Source organism: Shewanella sp. cp20 (genome assembly GCF_000832025.1).
Taxonomy (GTDB): domain Bacteria; phylum Pseudomonadota; class Gammaproteobacteria; order Enterobacterales; family Shewanellaceae; genus Shewanella.
Genome location: NZ_JPII01000045.1, coordinates 41,139 through 59,035 on the forward strand (window position 1 = coordinate 41,139; position 17,897 = coordinate 59,035).

The 17,897-nt window shown below is 53.9% G+C and carries 14 protein-coding genes; 13 read left to right on the plus strand and 1 reads right to left on the minus strand.

Going from position 1 to position 17,897, the window contains the following annotated elements; translation table 11 throughout:
- Positions 1 to 5 precede the first annotated feature (5 nt).
- From fdx to DB48_RS14610, 12 genes are all read left to right on the plus strand, one after another.
- Positions 6 to 341: an ISC system 2Fe-2S type ferredoxin gene (fdx, locus tag DB48_RS14555; protein WP_041510958.1), complete on the plus strand. Its 336-nt coding sequence runs from the start codon at positions 6 to 8 to the stop codon at positions 339 to 341.
- Between the two features lie 121 nt (positions 342 to 462).
- Complete coding sequence (gene iscX, locus DB48_RS14560; RefSeq protein WP_041510959.1) at positions 463 to 654, plus strand: Fe-S cluster assembly protein IscX; 192 nt, start codon at positions 463 to 465, stop codon at positions 652 to 654.
- Positions 655 to 856: 202 nt separating this feature from the next.
- Positions 857 to 1,288, plus strand: coding sequence for a nucleoside-diphosphate kinase (ndk, locus tag DB48_RS14565; RefSeq protein WP_041510960.1), 432 nt, complete (start codon positions 857 to 859; stop codon positions 1,286 to 1,288).
- 277 nt (positions 1,289 to 1,565) lie between these two features.
- Positions 1,566 to 2,696 carry a 4-phosphoerythronate dehydrogenase gene (locus tag DB48_RS14570; protein WP_041510961.1) on the plus strand — a complete coding sequence of 377 codons (1,131 nt, stop codon included), beginning with the start codon at positions 1,566 to 1,568 and terminating at the stop codon, positions 2,694 to 2,696.
- A 2-nt stretch (positions 2,697 to 2,698) separates the two neighbouring features.
- On the plus strand, positions 2,699 to 3,715 hold the full coding sequence (locus DB48_RS14575) for an aspartate-semialdehyde dehydrogenase (RefSeq protein ID WP_041510962.1): 1,017 nt from the start codon (positions 2,699 to 2,701) through the stop codon (positions 3,713 to 3,715).
- Between the two features lie 201 nt (positions 3,716 to 3,916).
- On the plus strand, positions 3,917 to 6,661 hold the full coding sequence (locus tag DB48_RS14580; RefSeq protein WP_041510963.1) for a FimV/HubP family polar landmark protein: 2,745 nt from the start codon (positions 3,917 to 3,919) through the stop codon (positions 6,659 to 6,661).
- Positions 6,662 to 7,062: 401 nt separating this feature from the next.
- Positions 7,063 to 7,848, plus strand: a complete 786-nt coding sequence (truA, locus tag DB48_RS14585) for a tRNA pseudouridine(38-40) synthase TruA (RefSeq protein ID WP_041510964.1) — start codon at positions 7,063 to 7,065, stop codon at positions 7,846 to 7,848.
- A gap of 31 nt (positions 7,849 to 7,879) precedes the next feature.
- A complete protein-coding gene (gene folC, locus DB48_RS14590; protein ID WP_041510965.1) occupies positions 7,880 to 9,157 on the plus strand; it encodes a bifunctional tetrahydrofolate synthase/dihydrofolate synthase in 1,278 nt (425 codons plus the stop codon).
- A 6-nt stretch (positions 9,158 to 9,163) separates the two neighbouring features.
- Positions 9,164 to 9,838, plus strand: coding sequence for a cell division protein DedD (dedD, locus tag DB48_RS14595; protein ID WP_041510973.1), 675 nt, complete (start codon positions 9,164 to 9,166; stop codon positions 9,836 to 9,838).
- Between the two features lie 205 nt (positions 9,839 to 10,043).
- Entirely contained in the window at positions 10,044 to 10,532 is a 489-nt protein-coding gene (locus tag DB48_RS14600) for a CvpA family protein (RefSeq protein WP_041510966.1), read from the plus strand.
- Positions 10,533 to 10,618: 86 nt separating this feature from the next.
- Entirely contained in the window at positions 10,619 to 12,133 is a 1,515-nt protein-coding gene (gene purF / locus DB48_RS14605; protein WP_041510967.1) for an amidophosphoribosyltransferase, read from the plus strand.
- Between the two features lie 223 nt (positions 12,134 to 12,356).
- Positions 12,357 to 14,474: a methyl-accepting chemotaxis protein gene (locus tag DB48_RS14610; protein WP_041510968.1), complete on the plus strand. Its 2,118-nt coding sequence runs from the start codon at positions 12,357 to 12,359 to the stop codon at positions 14,472 to 14,474.
- A gap of 122 nt (positions 14,475 to 14,596) precedes the next feature.
- On the opposite strand, the gene DB48_RS14615 is transcribed toward DB48_RS14610, so the two are convergent.
- Complete coding sequence (locus DB48_RS14615) at positions 14,597 to 14,872, minus strand: hypothetical protein (protein ID WP_041510969.1); 276 nt, start codon at positions 14,870 to 14,872, stop codon at positions 14,597 to 14,599.
- A gap of 153 nt (positions 14,873 to 15,025) precedes the next feature.
- Here DB48_RS14615 and DB48_RS14620 point away from each other — a divergent pair, with 153 nt between their 5' ends.
- The gene (locus tag DB48_RS14620; RefSeq protein WP_041510970.1) at positions 15,026 to 17,101 is read left to right on the plus strand and encodes a DNA topoisomerase III; all 2,076 of its coding nucleotides are present in this window, start codon (positions 15,026 to 15,028) and stop codon (positions 17,099 to 17,101) included.
- Positions 17,102 to 17,897 lie beyond the last annotated feature (796 nt).

Genomic DNA, 17,897 nt, shown 5'->3' on the forward strand with positions numbered 1-17,897 from the left:
ACAATATGCCTCAAATAGTTTTTTTACCCAATGAAGAGTTATGCCCGGACGGCGCAGTAGTCGAGGCCCAGGTGGGCGAGACTGTGCTGGACGTGGCGCTGCGTAATGGCATCAGCATCGAGCATGCCTGTGAGAAATCCTGTGCCTGTACCACTTGTCATGTGATCATCCGTGAAGGCTTCGATGAGCTGGAAGAGAGCGATGAGCTCGAAGATGATATGCTGGATAAGGCATGGGGCCTAGAGCCTGAGAGCCGCCTGTCGTGCCAGTCTAAGGTGCCCGACAGCGATCTTGTTGTCGAGATCCCTAAATACACCATCAACATGGTGAGTGAAGGTTAAGCCTGACTTACAGTGCGCTGCACAGCGAAAGAAAGCCGGTTCATCAGACCGGCTTTTTTGATCCCGCCATCCGCCGAGGGACTAAACTTAAGGGAGAGTTTTTAGCGATAGAGGTAAGACAATGAAATGGATAGATTCTCTCGATGTCGCACTCAGTCTGCTTGAGGCCCATCCCGATGTGGATCCCGCCAAGATCCGCTTTACCGATCTGCGGGAGTGGGTGTTGGCACTCGATGAGTTTGACGACGACCCCAATCATTGCAATGAGCGGATCCTGGAGGCGATTCAGGCCTGCTGGATCAACGAGTATTGATGTTGCGTCGAGCTTTTTAGTATCGCCTTGACCCAAAGAGGTTCAGGTTTGTGTTTGCTACTTTGCAAGCAGGATCGCGCAAAGCCTAGATGACGGTTTGATGAATGTCTCATTCATCTCGTTATAAAGGTAGGTTTTTCGGTTTTAATTTCGTATAATCCGCGCGAATTTTTAAAAACCTGTTTAATGAAGGAAGCTAGACATGGCTATCGAACGTACTTTTTCTATCATCAAGCCTGATGCCGTTGCTAAAAACCACATCGGTGCTATCTACAACCGTTTTGAAACCGCTGGCCTGAAAATCATCGCTTCTAAAATGGTTCACCTAAGCAAAGAACAAGCTGAAGGCTTCTACGCCGAGCACAGCGAGCGTCCTTTCTTCGGCGCGCTGGTTGAGTTCATGACTTCTGGTCCTATCATGGTTCAAGTACTAGAAGGCGAAAACGCTGTTCTGGCTAATCGTGAGATCATGGGTGCAACTAACCCAGCAGAAGCGGCTCGTGGCACTCTACGTGCTGACTACGCAGACAGCATCGACGAAAACGCCGTTCACGGTTCAGATGCACTGACTTCTGCAGAGCGTGAAATTGCTTACTTCTTCAGCGCTGAAGAACTTTGCCCACGTACTCGTTAATACGAGTCTGATGCAAAACACGCTAAAAGGAGCCTTAGGGCTCCTTTTTTGTGCCCGCCATTTACGGCAAAATAGTACGGTAAAATAGCCCGAGTCATACCAATCACAGTAAACATGTGATCAGAAATAGCGCAGGAAAAACGCTTGAGAACAAAGCAGGATTTTTAGATAAGTAGTTATTCTACAATTAAAAATACTAATACAGTTATCGAGCGTTTTAACAAGCTAGAATGATCAATGATTTATTACGATTGGTATCAATAGCGAAGAGAAGTCGATGAAAATTGTAGCCGATGAAAACATGCCCTATGTCGAAGCCCTGTTTGCCGATCTTGGCGAGGTGGTGATGGTCGATGGCCGCACCCTGACCCAGGCCCAGGTAGAAGATGCCGATGTCCTGCTGGTGCGCTCAGTCACTAAGGTCGACGAGACCCTGCTCGATGGCTGTGACAGGCTAAAGTTTGTCGGCAGTGCCACCATAGGCATGGATCATCTGGATCTGGATTATCTGAAGCGACGAGGCATATTCTGCACCAATGCGCCGGGCTGTAACGCAGTGGCCGTAGGCGAGTACGCCTTCAATGCCATGCTGGAGCTGGCCAGGCGTTTTCATTCGCCGCTTAAGAATAAGACGGTCGGCATAGTCGGTGCCGGTAACACGGGCACAGCGCTGCAACATTGTCTGCAAGCCTATGGGGTGAAGACGCTGCTTAACGATCCCTTGCTCGAAGCCAGTGGCGATGAGCGCGGCTTTGTCTCCCTGGGGGAACTCATAGAGCGCTGTGATGTGATCTCCCTGCATGTGCCATTAACGCGTTGTGGCGAGCATCCCACCCACTATCTGTTTGACCAGGGGCGCCTGAACACACTCGCCGAAGGCACCTGGCTGCTGAACTGCTGTCGCGGCGAGGTGATAGATAACCGCGCGCTCATTCAGGTGAAACAGGTGCGGGAGGATCTCAAGCTGGTGCTGGATGTGTGGGAAGGGGAACCCGAGCCGATGGCCGAGCTGGTGCCCTTGGTAGAAATTGCCACCCCGCATATCGCAGGCTATAGCCTTGAGGGCAAGGCTCGCGGTACCTTCATGTTATATCAGGCTTTGATGGCTCAGCTCGGAAGAGAGGTCGATAAGTCGCTTTCTAGCCTGTTGCCGCCGCTGTGGAGTCATCAATTGTCGCCCCTGTCGGTGCCTGATGAGAGGGCCTTGCTCAGCCTGGTTCGCCTGGTCTATGACCTGCGCGATGACGACGAACTGTTTCGCCAGCGATTCCAAAATAACAAAGGCTTCGACCTGATGAGAAAAAATCATAAGCATCGACGTGAATTTAGCGCGTTAATGCTAGCCAATGCCGCGGGTTCTGATGTAGATTGGTTGTTCGAATTAGGTTTTTCAGGAGTCGGTCTGTAATTATGTCGCAGGAATTTAACGTCGTCGTTTTAGGTGCATCGGGAGCCGTGGGTCAAACAATGATTGAGATCCTCGAAGAGCGCAACTTTCCCGTTGCCAACTTGTATCCTTTAGCCAGTAGTCGTAGTGCGGGCGACACGGTAACTTTCCATGGTAAACAGGTCGAAATTTTAGACGTGGAGACCTTCGATTGGTCTCAGGCGCAGATAGGTTTCTTCTCGGCGGGCGGTGACGTATCGGCCAAGTGGGCACCTATTGCAGCCGAGCAGGGCTGTGTGGTGATCGATAACACCTCACATTTCCGCTACGACATCGACATTCCGCTGGTGGTTCCGGAAGTGAACCCTCAGGCGATCGCCGATTTTCGTAACCGCAACATCATAGCCAACCCTAACTGCTCGACCATTCAGATGCTGGTCGCGCTTAAGCCTGTCTATGATGCCTTCGGGATCTCACGTATCAATGTGGCCACTTATCAGTCTGTATCAGGCTCGGGCAAACAGGCTATCGAAGAGCTGGCCAATCAGTGTGCCAAGTTGTTGCAGGGGCTGCCGGTAGAGCCTAAGGCCTATCCTAAGCAGATCGCCTTTAATGTGCTGCCTCAGATCGATAAGTTTATGGACAACGGCTACACCAAAGAAGAGATGAAGATGGTGTGGGAAACCCAGAAGATCTTCGGCGACGACCAGATAGTGGTTAACCCTACCGCGGTGCGTGTGCCGGTCTTCTATGGCCACTCCGAAGCCGTGCATATCGAAACCGTGCAGCCGGTGAGCGCCGAGGATGTTAAGGCCGTGTTGCGTGATGCGCCGGGCGTTGAGCTATTCGAGTCTAACGAAGAGTACCCAACGGCGGTGACTGAGGCGGCGGGAACCGATCCTGTTTATGTGGGCCGTGTGCGTGAAGATATCTCGCATCCTAACGGCATCAACCTCTGGGTTGTGTCTGATAACATTAGAAAAGGCGCGGCGCTTAACAGCGTACAGATCGCCGAAGTCTTGGTCAGAGACTACTACTGATCACTCGGCCTAACGGGCCAATAAGCCTCTAAGTGGAGAAAAAGCCTGCAGTTTGCAGGCTTTTTTTTGTGTGATCACTTGTTTTTGAAATGTGAACAGTAGCAGGCCATCTAAAACTGGTTTATAGTAATCTCAATAAATACAATTGCCTAAAGCACGCTGCCAAATGGCAGTCCATCATCGCTTGAAAGGGAAGAATTGATGAACTTTCGCACATCGCATCTTGCTGGTTTGCTAGCCAGCGCACTGCTTGTTCTCTCGTCGACTTCGGGTCTTTTATCTGCCGCAGAACCCCTCAATATTACCGGTCCAGATGGTGAGAGTCGCCAGACACTGCGCCAATATGGTCCAACCACGGCGTCTGATACCTTCTGGAGTATTGCACAGAAAACCCGTCCCGATGCGAGTGTGACCATCTATCAGGTGATGGCGGCGATTTATGAAGCCAACCCTCATGCGTTTACCAGTGACAACTACAACAGCCTAGAGAAGGGGATGATCCTGCTGATCCCCTCTAAAGAGGTGATGCTGGCGATCCCTAAGAGTCTGGCCAAACAGCAGGCCGAAAAAAACGATAGAGGTTGGCGTCAGAAGCCGCAGACCGCGGCTAAGCCTAAGCCGGTAGCGACGGCACAAGCGCCGCAAACGAGTCAACCAGAGGCGAGTCAACCTGAGACTGCTCAGGCCGACATGACTCAGGCCAAAACGACTCCGTCTGATAAGCCTAGCGGCGAACAGCAAAAGCAGATTGAGGCATTAACGGCGCAGCTCGAGGCCGAGCAGGCCAAGAACCTGTCACTCACCGATGAGCTCGCCAGGGCACAAGATAAGCTGAATCTGGGCAACAACGACAGCGAGATGTTGCAGGCCAAGATAGATGAGCAAAGCAGCCGTATTGCCGAGCTGGAAGAGGCACTACTGGTTCAGAAAGAGCAGAAGGCGCAACTTAACAGCGAGGTGGAGCAGTTACGTCAGCAGCTCGCGGCCGCCACTCAGCCAGCCCAGCCTAAAGAGGTTGATGATAGCTGGCGCACCATGATGAGCAGCCCGCTCTACCTCGGTTTGTTCGCGGCCATTCCAGCGCTACTGCTGCTGGTCTTGGTATGGCTGTTTATCAAGCGTCGCAACAATAAGAGTGAGGCGGGCGAGGCGAGCGCGCCTGTGACACAGCAGATGGATGATAAGCCTGTCGCACCAGCGCCTGAAGATAGCGAAGAGATGATGGCGGTGCACCTGGACAATGACGATGAGGCCGACTCGCTGGATTCCTTGATGAAGGTCGACGAAACCCAGTTAACGCCAGAGGCCGATCTTAGCGAGGAGTTGCCGCAGGAAGGCGCCGAGATGGTGGTCGATGCCGGTGATGAGCAAGTGATGTCACCGATCGATGATGAAGGGCAGTCACTCGATGATCTCTGGGCCGAGGCCATGGGCGAGCAGGAAGAGGAAGAGACTAAGGCGGCACCGGAAGATGACCTGGATAGCCTGCTGGCCGAATTGGATGCGCCGGTCGCAGCACCCGCTGAGGACGAGGCAGTCGAAGAGCCATTAGCCGAGGAAACTTCGTTCGAGGCGCCTTCAGCACTTGAAGATGAGGCTGACAGTAGCGAGACAGATCTCGATGAGCTGCTAGCCGAATTTGAGCAAGAGACACCAAGCGAAGAGACTAAAGAGGAAGATTTAGATGCGCTGCTGGCCGAGTTTAACCTGCCAGCAGAAGAAGCAGTAGAAGAAGCGGCCGTGGAAGAGACGGCTAAGGCTGAGGAAACCGCCGAGCCTGAAGTCTCCCCAGAGGATGCGCAGCAGGAAACCCTGGCTGATGAGATAGCGCAGGAACTTGAAGAGGCTATCGATGCTAAGGGCGATGAAGCCGAGGTCGACGATACCGATCTCGACGCCTTGCTAGCCGGTTTTGATGCTGAAACAGCAGCCTCAGAAAACGAAGCGACAGAAGCCGAAGAGGCGCTGACGACTGATAGCGAGCAGGATGATGAGATAGCCCGTCAGATCGCCGCCGAATTTGAGGAAGAAAACGACGATGCCGATGAGGCGGATCTCGATGCCTTATTGGCCGAGTTCGAACCCGCTGCGCCAGCAAGCGAGCCAGAAGCCGCTGAAACTCAAGCGCCAGACATTGCAGCGAGCGATGAAGCGTCCGTCGATATCGAGCCTGAACTTGAGCCGGAACTTGAGCCTGAATTCGACCCGGCAGCCGAGCTAGAAGCGAGTAAGCCATCGACCGGCCATGAGCCGCTAGAATTTGATCTGGGTGAGGATGAGCCAAGCGCTCAAGACGAAACCAAGCCTGAGGATGACGGTGAGGTGGATCTCGATGCACTGCTGGCCGACCTCGAATCGGTCGAAGAGGCAGAACCTAAGGCTGAGAAAAGTGAGTCGGGTTTCTTCGGTGATCTCAAGGGCAATAAGCGCAGCAGCGATAATATGCTTGAGTGGGAGTCTGCATTGACTAGTGCTGAGCCGAGTGCACAGGATACGCCGGCAGAAGAAGATGACGACGAAGGTATCGATCTGCAGCTGGACGATGATGATAATCTGACCGTAGATCAGGCACTGGCAGCCCTGGATGCGGCAGAGAAGAAGGGTGCCGCCAGAGCCGTGCCTGAGCATGACCTGACCGCCTTCCAGCAAGATAACGGCTTTATCGATATCGACAGACTGCTTAACGAGGCCGATGAGGAGCAGCTGGATGTCGACAAATACAAGGAGCTGGATGTCGACATGGGTGAGCTCGATAACCTGATGGGCAATGCGGCCATGGTGGATGTCGACGACGAGGAGAATTCGGTCAATGCCAAGCTGGATCTGGCTCGCGCCTATATCGAGATCGATGACATGGATAGCGCCAAGGCACTGCTCAAAGAGGTCGAGCTCGATGGCAACGAGCGTCAGCAGCAAGAAGCCAAGAAGTTGCTAGACGAGCTCTAGTCCAGAGAAGCTCTAAACCAGAGAAGCTCTAATCAAGATAAGTCATAAAAAACGGTGCTTAGGCACCGTTTTTTTTATGGCGGCAAGCCAATATCTTCTCAATTCATGCCGTTATACCAATCACAGTAAACATGTGATCAGAAATAGCGCAGGAAAAACGCTTGAGAACAAAGCAGGATTTTTAGATAAGTAGTTCTTCTACAATTAAAAATACTAATACAGTTATCGAGCGTTTTAACAAGCTAGAATGATCAATTATTTATTACGATTGGTATTAAATCGAGGATGGCCAATTATCGGGCCAGTTAACTATCCAGTTCATACCGAGCTTGTGCTAGAATCCGCCGCCTAGCGTACATATTTATAAAACATGAGTAATCAAACATGAGGACAGGTATTTCATGCGCGTAGCATTAGGTATCGAATATGATGGCAGCCGTTATTTTGGCTGGCAACGTCAGGCCGAGGTCGACTCGGTACAAGCCCAGCTCGAGCGAGCCCTATCTTTTGTTGCCAACGAACCTATTTCGATTCAATGCGCCGGGCGTACCGATGCCGGGGTGCATGCCACGGGCCAGGTAGTGCATTTCGAGACCAATGCCGTGCGTAAGGAAAGCGCCTGGACCCTAGGGGTCAATGTTAACCTGCCGGACGATATCGCCGTGCGCTGGGCCAAGGATGTGGATGATGAGTTTCATGCCCGTTTTACCGCCACCGCCCGCCGTTATCGTTACATGATCTATAACCATCAGTTCAGACCTGGCATCCTGCGCTCCGGCGTGAGTCATTATCCGGGGCAGATAGATGAGACCAAGATGCATGAGGCGGCTCAGTTTCTGTTAGGTGAGCAGGACTTCACCAGTTTCCGCGCCATTCAGTGCCAGTCAAACACGCCGTTTCGCTGCGTACATGAGGTCAATGTGACCCGTCAGGGCATGTATATCTGCGTCGACATCAAGGCCAATGCCTTCTTACACCACATGGTGCGTAATATTGTGGGCTCCCTGCTCGAGGTGGGTTACGGTCGTCAGCCCGTGACCTGGATTAAAGAGCTACTGGCACTAAAGGATCGCACTCAGGCGGCGGCAACGGCCAAGCCTAACGGTCTCTATCTGGTCGATGTCACCTATCCCGAGCATTATGATCTGCCCAAGTTGGCCCTGGGGCCGCTGTTTATGCTGGATTAATCCCGAATCAATATAATTAGAGCAATTCGCAATGACCTTGCTACCTAACGCACAATCTAGCCTTAATGACTGGCTGACGCATCTGATGGCCATCCATCCCACCGAGATCGATATGGGGCTTGGCCGCGTTTCGGCCGTCGCCAAGACCATGGGGCTGGATAGCCTTGCCGGCACTAAGGTAGTGACCGTTGCCGGCACCAATGGTAAGGGCACGACCTGTGCCATGATAGAAGCCATCATGAGGCAGGCGGGGCTAAGGGTGGGGGTCTACAGCTCGCCCCACATGCTCAAGTACAATGAGCGGGTGCGCATCGATGGTCTTGATGCCAGCGATGAGGCGCTTATCGAGGCGTTTTGTGCGATAGATGCGGCTCGCGGCGACATTTCGCTGACCTTCTTCGAATACGCCACCCTGGCCGGGCTCTACCTGTTTAAGCAGGCGGGGCTGGATCTCGTGCTACTCGAGGTAGGCTTAGGCGGCCGACTCGATGCCACCAATATTATTGATGCCGATATCGCGGTGATCACCGCAATTGATATCGACCATCAGGAATACCTGGGTGATACCCGTGAGCTGGTGGGCCGAGAGAAGGCGGGGATCATGCGCGCTGGGCGTCCCGTGGTGATTGGTGACCCCGACCTGCCGGTAAGTGTGGTGGATTACGCCGGGTCCATCGGCGCTAAGATGCTGCGGGTGGATCAGGAGTTTAGCTATCAGGTTAGCGAGACAGATTGGTGTTTTAAGGCGGCCGGGCCGTCTCATCTATCACTCTCAGGGCTGCCGCTGCCCAGCTTGCCGCTGGCCAATGCCGCCACAGCGCTGGCGGTGGTGCAACAGCTTATGCGCCAGCAGTTTGAGACAGAGCAGGCCCGCATCGCCATCGCCACGGGGCTGAAAGAGGCTAAGTTGGCCGGGCGACTCGAGGTGGTTAGCGAGCAGCCCAAAATCATCTTAGATGTTGCCCATAATCCCCATGCGGCGAGTTATCTGGCCAAACGTCTAAGAGCTTATCAAGGCCGGCGAATCTTCGCCCTGTGCGGCATGTTGAAAGATAAGGACTGCCGCGCCGTGCTTAGCCTGCTCGACGATCAGGTACATGCCTGGTATCTGGCAGACCTTGATTGTGAGCGTAGCGCTAAGGCGCAGGATCTGCTCAGCTATCTTGGTGGCGATAAGCCCGCCTATGGTTTTACCTCCGTAGCGCAGGCTTACCTGGCGCTAAAGCCTGAGATTGGCCAATCCGATGTGGTAATTGTGTTTGGCTCCTTTTACACTGTGGCAGAGTTTAAGCAATTGGACCTAAGTTAAATGCAGGTGGATGAAGTAGAAGTTAAACAAGAGAAGGTATCGAGCCAGTTTCAAAACCGCTTGGTGGGCATTATAGTCTTGGTGGCCCTGGGGGTGATCTTTTTGCCCGATATCTTAGATGGCAAGAAGCAGCATCAGGAAGAGCAGTTTGCCGAGATCCCATTGCGACCACAGGCTGAGTCCCGTCTCGACGAGCAGGGCACCATCACGGCCATCGACCTGGGTGAGCAGCAAGCGCAGTTCGACCAACAGATGAGTGCGCGAGAAGCTAACGCTAGCCAACTGCCAGCCGAGCCGCAGAGCGAGAAAGAAACGGCTAAGGTCGTCGAAGCTAAGCCCGAGACTAAGCCAAGTGTGACAAAAACCGATGTTGCGAAAACCGATACCGCTAAGACAAGTGCCTCTAGCAAGAGTGAGCCTGCGCCAGCGACGGCGAGCTCTGCCTATACCCTGCAGCTGGGTAGCTTTAAGAATGCCGACAATGTAAATGCCCTGGTTAAACGCCTTCGAAGCCAAGGCTACCGCGCCTATACCGTGCCGCAAAAGCCGGTAGATGGCCAGCTGACCAAGGTGTTTGTGGGGCCTGATATCTCCAAGGCCAAGCTGCAGAAGCTGCAGACCAAGCTGGATAAGTTTACCGGCCTTAAATCGGCGGTGGTCGACTACAATCCGCTGCTCTGATCTTGAGTGACCGCTCCCCCGACGCCCAGGCTTTCCCTGGGCGTTTTTGTCTGTGGGGCCGGGGTAAAGTTGTCCTGGTTCAGAACTCAGTGTCCGTAATTGCGGATAAACTAAATCACTTTTAAATCAGGCTAGGGGGTGAGAATGTCTTCAGTCTCTGGTAAAATCCCGCCGTCTTAATGCTAATGCTGGATCACCTTATTCAATGGTTTGGATCGATTATGCCATTATTGCGGTCATCGCAATTTCGACTTTAATTAGTCTACTTCGTGGTTTCGTTAAGGAAGCCATGTCACTCGTGGTCTGGTTTGCCGCCTTCTTCGTGGCGAGTCAGTTTTATCAAGATCTCGCCGTCTACCTGACCCAGATGAAAGATGAAATGGTGCGAAATGGCATCGCCATCGCCATCCTGTTTATCTCGACCCTTATTCTCGGTGCCCTGGTTAACTATCTTATCGGCCAATTGGTGGCCAAGACTGGCCTGTCTGGCACAGACAGGGTACTGGGGCTCTGTTTCGGCGCTCTGCGCGGGGCGCTTATCGTCAGCGCGATACTCTTTTTCCTGGATGCCTTTACCGGGGCGCCCAGGACAGACTGGTGGGCCAGCTCACAGCTGGTTCCCGAATTCGGAGTGGTTATCCAGTGGTTCTTTGACTACGTGGAAAACACCTCAAGCTTTGTACCTAAAATATAAAAATGCTTAAGCATAGGCGAGCCTAGCCATTGGTCCTGGCCGCAGATAATAATTATCAGAACATCTTAAAATGAGGAAACCTACCCATGTGTGGTATCGTCGGAATAGTTGGCCGAACATCGGTTAATCAGACAATCTATGATGCACTCACAGTGCTACAGCATCGTGGCCAAGACGCCGCGGGCATTGTCACCGTAGATGGCAATGCGTTTAGATTGCGTAAGGCCAATGGTCTGGTAAAAGACGTATTTGAACCTAAGCATATGCAGCGCCTGCAAGGCTCCGCTGGCATAGGTCACGTGCGTTACCCAACTGCGGGTAGCTCGAGCGCGTCTGAGGCGCAACCTTTCTATGTTAACTCACCTTTTGGTATCTCTCTGGCGCACAATGGTAACTTGACCAACACGGTCGAGCTGCACGAGCGTCTGGTGAAGCAGCGTCGTCATGTGAACACCACCTCAGACTCTGAAGTTCTGCTTAACCTGTTGGCCGATGAGCTGCAACACACCAAGAGCCAGTATCTTACTGCCGACGAAGTCTTCGAGGCGGTGACTAAGGTGCATGAGCTGACCCGCGGCGCCTATGCCGTGGCGGCGATGATCATCGGCCAGGGCCTGGTAGCGTTTCGCGACCCTTACGGCATTCGTCCACTGGTACTGGGTAAGCACGAGACAGAGCAGGGCACCGAATATATGGTGGCCTCTGAGAGCGTGGCACTCGACGCCGTCGGTTTCGAGACGGTACGTGATGTTGCCCCAGGCGAAGCCATCTATATCTCCTTAGATGGTCAGCTCTACACGCGTCAATGTGCCCAGTCGCCAACCTATTCGCCTTGTATCTTCGAATATGTATATTTTGCCCGCCCAGACTCGACCATCGACAAGGTGTCTGTCTACGGTAGCCGCGTGAACATGGGTACTATGCTGGGTGAGAAGATCAAGAAGGAGTGGGAAGATCACGATATCGACGTGGTGATCCCGATTCCTGAGACCTCATGCGATATCGCGCTGGAGATCGCCCGTAACCTGGACCTGCCATACCGCCAGGGCTTCGTGAAGAACCGTTACATAGGTCGTACCTTCATCATGCCGGGCCAGCAGGAGCGTAAGAAGTCGGTTCGCCGCAAGCTTAACGCCATCAATGCCGAGTTTAAGGGCAAGAACGTACTGCTGGTGGATGACTCTATCGTGCGCGGTACCACCTCCGAGCAGATCATCGAGATGGCTCGTGAAGCCGGCGCCAAGAAGGTTTACTTCGCCTCGGCGGCCCCTGAGATCCGCTTCCCGAACGTCTATGGTATCGACATGCCAACCTCGAGCGAGCTGATCGCCCACGGCCGCGACGCCGAAGAGATCAATAAGCTGATCGGTGCCGACGGCATCATCTTCCAGGATCTAGAAGACCTGATCGAAGCCGTACGTCAGCAGAACCCGGATATCAAACGTTTCGAGACCTCGGTATTCGACGGTAACTATGTGACCAACGATGTGGATCAGGCCTATCTGGATCACCTGACCCAGCTACGTAACGATGATGCCAAGGCAAATCGCATCAAGGATATCGGTACCAACCTAGAGCTGCACAACGTCTGTCACCCTTAATTGGTAGCAGATGCATCAGTTAAAAGCCGACCCTAAGTGGTCGGTTTTTTTATGTGGGTGGTCGGTTTTTTTATGGGGCATTTTGCTACATCGCTTCCCCTGCAAGGTCAATTAAATACCTGATAGCATGGTGTTTTAATGCTTTAGTGCTATGTTTAATGAGTGAAAGATCTCGGTCTCACGCCTTAATCCTCATCTCTACCGCCTTGCTTAGGAGTGATAAATGAAACACTTGTCCATCAGTACTAAGTTGCTTTGGATCACCTCAGCGCTGTTTTTGATCATCGTTGCCATTCTCTCCTTTAGCCTCTGGTGGTCGCTCAGCGACAAAAATGCCCAACTGGCAAGCCAGGTGCAGAGTGCGCTGCATGATGAGACCCGCCAGCGTCTCAGCGCCCGGGCCGGTGAGTACGGCGAGCGTGTAGCGGGTTTCATCAACGAGGCTTATCGAATTCCCTTCTCCTTTGCCGGTATGATAGAGCAGAGCGCCGCCACTCAGCCGCTATCTCGTGAAGGGGTAGAGGAATCTGTGGCAGGTATTTTGCGCAAGAATAGCCAGCTCTCTTCCATGTACGCCCAGTTCGAGCCCAATGGCTATGATGGCCGGGATAGCGAATATACCCAGAAGATTAGTCACAGCGTGCCGGAGGCGGGCACCCTGGAGATCTATTACACCCGTAGCGACGATGGCAGCGTCGAACATCAGCAGGTGGACGATGCCAGCGAGAAGTATGATGCCAGCCTCAAGGAGTTTGGCGTGCGCGAGGCCGAATGGTATCTGTGCGCCAAGGATACCAAGCGCCCCTGTCTGATGGAGCCCTACCTGTATGAGATAAGCCCGGGCAACACGGCGCTGATGACCTCGCTGACCGTACCTGTGGTGGTGGGCGGCAGTTTTCGCGGCGTGATAGGTGTAGACGTCAACCTGCCTGTGTTTCAGAAGCTGATCGACGAGCTCTCGGCCAGCCTGTATCGAGGCAAGGCTAAGGTGACCCTGCTGAGCCAAAAGGGCCTAGTGGTGGCGGCCAGTCACTATGATAAGAAGGCAAGGCCCTTGGGCGAGTCTATCGCACCCTCGCTCGCCAGTCAGTTAACCGGGCTGCATCGCCAGGGAGGCTACTTGGAGCAAGGAAGCCATATTATCGTCGCCTATCCTATCGATATTGGACTTGCCAAGGCGCAGTGGTCGCTGGTTATCGAGGTGGACAAGGTTGATGCCTATGAGGCCGCCAATGCCATGGATAAGGCGATGTCGGCGATGGCCAGCTCTCTGGGTAGCCTGCTGCTGATCGTCGGGGTTATCGTCTCCTTAATCGCCGTGATCACCATCAGTTTAGTGATACGTTCCATCATAGCGCCGCTTAAGGTGATTCAGAATCGAGTGGAAAACCTCGCCAGCGCCGAGGGGGATCTGACTCAGGCGATCATGGTGGAATCCCACGCCGAGTTAATCGCCCTGGGAGGCGGCATCAATGGCTTTATTACCAAGCTGCGCCTGCTGATCGGCGAGCTTAAGGAGCTGGCGTCACGCTCACAGGCGGAGAGTCAGGTGGCAGCCGGGATAGCCCAGCAGACCCACAACAGCGTCAATCGTCAATACAGCGATATCGAGAGTGTGGTGACCGCGGTGAATCAGATGAGCGCTACCGCGCTCGAGGTGGCCAAGGCCTCTGAGCAGACCGCATCGGAAACCGAGGCGATGACCCTCAACGTCAAGGCCGGTGAAGACAGCCTGAGTCAGGCCATGGGCTATGTGACCCATATGTCGCAAGAATCTCTACTGGCCAAGGAAGCCGTGGGCAAGGTGGCGGAAAGCAGCACCAACATCAGTAAGATCCTCGAGGTGATCAGCGCCATTGCCGAGCAGACCAATCTGCTGGCGCTGAATGCCGCCATTGAGGCCGCCCGCGCCGGGGAACAGGGGCGGGGCTTTGCCGTGGTTGCCGACGAGGTGCGCGCCCTGGCCTCCAAGACCCAGAGCTCTACCGATGAGATTGGCAAATTGATCGAGACCTTACAGCGGGAGGTTACCAGCGCGTCGCAGATCATCGATCAAGGCGTAGATGGTGCCCAGCGCGCCGTGGCCCAGACCGAATCGGCCCTGAGTTCGCTTAATACCATAGTGAGCCAGATTCAGGAGGTCTCGGGGCAGGTGACCCATATTGCTACCGCGGCCGAGGAGCAGAGCGCCGTCACCGAAGAGGTCAATCGCAACATCACGGGGATTTCCGATTCGGCCTCAGAGCTGGCGAGACTGGCCGATGAGGCGCAGCAGAGCAGTGCCAGCCTGGCGGCATTGGTGGAGCAGCAGCACCAACAGCTAGGCAAGTTAAAAACCTAGATTCAGCATGTTGTGAAAGCTGATTGAGGCGTCTCCAGGGAGGCGCCTTTTTAATGTATTTTGTCGGCTGAGGCCGAGACAAAGCTGGGGGCAAGTCACTGCTAATCGAACATAGCGAGAGTTCAGAAGGGGAGCAGCAGGCCTTGGCTTACCCACACCAACAGCCAGAGGCCGAACAGGAGTCCCATGGCCAGCCTTTGATTCTTACCATGGCGGGCGAGCGCAAATAGAGTGCCTGCGCAGCTTAGCAACAGCAGCGCGCCAAACAGCATCAGGGGATCCTGTCGCCAGGGGAAAGCTAAGTTAGGCATTAAGAGCAGAAGCAGCGCCGTCGTTGTCAGCGTGGCATAGAGTAGCAGGCGCTCGGGTTGGTAAGGGGTCTTGAGTCGTATGTGCATATCAACCTCCATAGAATGGCCTTAGACTACCTATTAATGAGAATTGTTCTCAACTAAATTTACATGTAAGCATAAGATTGCCTTCTTGTATTTGCGCCAACGCTGCGAGTGGTTTAAAGTTACTGTTAATTTATACAGTAATTTGATGTTAGCATGATCTTATACATAGCAGAGAAGCCCAGCCTAGGGCGCGCCATCGCCGATGTGTTACCTAAACCCCATAAGAAGGGCGAGGGCTATATCACGGCGGCCAACGGCGACACTGTCTCCTGGTGCATAGGGCACCTGCTGGAGCAGGCCGAGCCTGACAGCTATGATCCCGCCTTTAAGTCCTGGTCGTTCGATCATCTGCCCATAGTGCCCCAGCAGTGGAAGATGACCCCCAAGAGCAAGACCCGGGGCCAGCTCAGCGTGCTGAGAAAACTGGTCAAGCAGGCCAGTCAGTTAGTTAACGCCGGCGATCCCGATCGCGAAGGTCAGTTGTTGGTAGACGAGGTGATCGCCTATCTGGGGGTTAAGGGGGACAAGCTCGAACAAACCCAGCGCCTGTTGGTGAGCGATCTTAATCCTCAGGCGGTAAAACGTGCCCTGGGCCAGCTACGCGCCAACCGCGAGTTTATCCCACTGTCGACCTCGGCGCTGGCACGCTCTCGCGCCGACTGGCTCTATGGCATGAACATGACCCGCGCCTATACCTTGCAGGGGCGCAAGGTGGGCTATCAGGGCGTGCTCTCCGTCGGCCGGGTACAGACGCCCCTCTTAGGCCTGGTGGTGAGGCGGGATGAGGCAATTGAGCACTTCGTCAGCAAGCCTTTCTATGAGGTGCTGGCCAACCTCTACACCCAGGAACAGGCGCATTTTAAGGCCAAGTGGCGTCCCAGTGAGGCCTGCCAGCCCTATATGGATGAGGAGGGGCGGGTGTTATCTAGGCGCCTGGCGGAAAACGTGGTGGGGCGGATCACAGAGCAGAGCGCTCGGGTGACAGATCTGCAGGCCAAAGACAAGCAACAGGGGCAACCCTTACCCTATAACCTGTCGTCGCTGCAGATAGATGCGGCCAAGCGCTTCGGCATGAGCGCCAAGGCGGTGCTCGATACCTGTCAGTCTCTGTATGAAAAACATAAGCTGATCACTTATCCGCGCTCAGATAGCCGCTACCTGCCCAAGGAGCAGCTCGCCCTGGCGCCTAGCGTTATTGATGCCGTGCTCAAGGGGGCGGGTGAGCTTACGGCTCAGTGCGCCGCGCCAGATCCTAAGATAGTCTCCAAGGCCTGGAATGATGCCAAGGTCGATGCCCATCATGCCATAGTGCCCACAGAGAAGCTGGCTAACCTGAGCGCGCTGAATCAGGCCGAGCGGCAGATCTACCTGCAGGTGGCACGGCAATACCTGGCGCAGTTCTATTCAGTCTATCGCTACCATGAGACTCAGGTCGAGGTGGAGATCGCCGGCGGGCATTTTCATACCAAGGCCAAGCAGGAGATTGCTCCAGGCTGGAAGCAGCTGTTCCCCAAGCGCGCCGATGACAAGGCCGACAGCGAGGGCGAAGAGGCGCTGGCCCAATTGCCGCCGCTGCATAAGGGACAGACACTGCATTCGGGCCAGGGGGAGCTTATCGAGAAGCAGACCCAGCCCCCCAAGGCCTTTACCGATGCGACCTTACTGAGCGCCATGACGGGGATCAGCCGTTATGTGACCAACCCAGAGATCCGTAAGATCCTCAAAGAAACCGATGGCCTGGGCACAGAGGCGACCCGGGCGGGGATCATAGAGCTGCTGTTTAAAAGAGGCTTTTTGGCGCGTCAGGGAAAATCTATCGTCTCAACCGCGGTTGGCCGCGGCCTGATCAACAGCCTGCCGGAATCGGCCACCACGCCGGATATGACGGCGCTGTGGGAGAGTCACCTAGATGCCATCAGTCGAAAGGAGGCCAAGTATCTGAGCTTCATGGGGCCGCTTATCGAATCGCTCAATGGGCTTATCATGCAGGCAGGGGCTCAGTTGCCCAAGGCCTTGCAAGGGGTCGAGGCGCCTAAGGGGCAGTTTAAGAAGCGTGGCTATGGCAATCGACGCGGCAGGACGACGGCTGGCAAAGGCTCGGCTAAAACAAACGTAAAAACAAGCGCTAAAACGACAGCCAAAGGAGCGGGCAAGGGGACAAGTAGGGCAACGAGCAGGCCGACAGGTAAGGGAGCCGCTAGGGTGTGCCCAGTTAAGGCAGGAAACTGACGTGATACCGTATAGCCAATGGCATATAGAGTTCAGTTACCTTTTTGGTTGTATTGCAGAATATTTGATTAGTCATCTGGGGATTTGTTCACTAGAGGGACGGATGATCATCTTGGACTTGGTTCTCCCAACCAGGTGGCGATATCTTCCTTGAGTTTCGTCGCAAGGCTGGCTGAGGTTTTTTATCGGGGTGCTAGGCTTTCGCCGCATGGAGGCCATGGGGAAATCTGCCAGAGAAAGTGGTAAAAAGGTGGGAAGCGGCATAACCGTAAATGAAACAGTTAGACAAAAAAGGTAGCGAACTGTAAGTGGGAACTCCAATGGTAGGACGAACCTCAATCTGATAGCGGGTGAGGAGATTCACAGGTGCGATTTATCTTGTATCTAATCAGACTGTTAGTTTTATTTTTAAATGGAGAGGTTTTGGTGTTTCATGCTAGGTTGGACGGACGAATACATTCAGTTCATTTTGTTAGAAAAATCCTAAAATAGGAAATAACAGCCTCTTTTCAGGAATGACGAAGCAGGGGCAACTGGCCGAGGATAGCGATCACTTAAGATCGAAGGAAGTAGATTGTGATTATGGTGCAAGAGACACAAGTTAAATCGCAATTTTTAATGGATGAACAACCCCATGGTCGTTTCAATCTCCTCGCCGGCTAGTGGGTGTCGCTGTCAGGCGGCCCTGAGGCACAGACTGAGGGCCCCTGTTTCGATTTGAAATGTGTAGGTGGGTCGCTGGGTACTTTGTCTCTTGCCAGATTCAACTGGCGTTGGCAGTGTCGCCCCCCCCCCC

What these genes read in the sequence shown, in the direction of transcription:
- fdx (WP_041510958.1), top strand. Translation starts at nt 6, where the DNA reads ATGCCTCAAATAGTTTTTTTACCCAATGAAGAGTTATGCCCGGACGGC.
- iscX (WP_041510959.1), top strand. Translation starts at nt 463, where the DNA reads ATGAAATGGATAGATTCTCTCGATGTCGCACTCAGTCTGCTTGAGGCC.
- ndk (WP_041510960.1), top strand. Translation starts at nt 857, where the DNA reads ATGGCTATCGAACGTACTTTTTCTATCATCAAGCCTGATGCCGTTGCT.
- DB48_RS14570 (WP_041510961.1), top strand. Translation starts at nt 1,566, where the DNA reads ATGAAAATTGTAGCCGATGAAAACATGCCCTATGTCGAAGCCCTGTTT.
- DB48_RS14575 (WP_041510962.1), top strand. Translation starts at nt 2,699, where the DNA reads ATGTCGCAGGAATTTAACGTCGTCGTTTTAGGTGCATCGGGAGCCGTG.
- DB48_RS14580 (WP_041510963.1), top strand. Translation starts at nt 3,917, where the DNA reads ATGAACTTTCGCACATCGCATCTTGCTGGTTTGCTAGCCAGCGCACTG.
- truA (WP_041510964.1), top strand. Translation starts at nt 7,063, where the DNA reads ATGCGCGTAGCATTAGGTATCGAATATGATGGCAGCCGTTATTTTGGC.
- folC (WP_041510965.1), top strand. Translation starts at nt 7,880, where the DNA reads ATGACCTTGCTACCTAACGCACAATCTAGCCTTAATGACTGGCTGACG.
- DB48_RS14600 (WP_041510966.1), top strand. Translation starts at nt 10,044, where the DNA reads ATGGTTTGGATCGATTATGCCATTATTGCGGTCATCGCAATTTCGACT.
- purF (WP_041510967.1), top strand. Translation starts at nt 10,619, where the DNA reads ATGTGTGGTATCGTCGGAATAGTTGGCCGAACATCGGTTAATCAGACA.
- DB48_RS14610 (WP_041510968.1), top strand. Translation starts at nt 12,357, where the DNA reads ATGAAACACTTGTCCATCAGTACTAAGTTGCTTTGGATCACCTCAGCG.
- DB48_RS14615 (WP_041510969.1), bottom strand. Translation starts at nt 14,872, where the DNA reads ATGCACATACGACTCAAGACCCCTTACCAACCCGAGCGCCTGCTACTC.
- DB48_RS14620 (WP_041510970.1), top strand. Translation starts at nt 15,026, where the DNA reads ATGATCTTATACATAGCAGAGAAGCCCAGCCTAGGGCGCGCCATCGCC.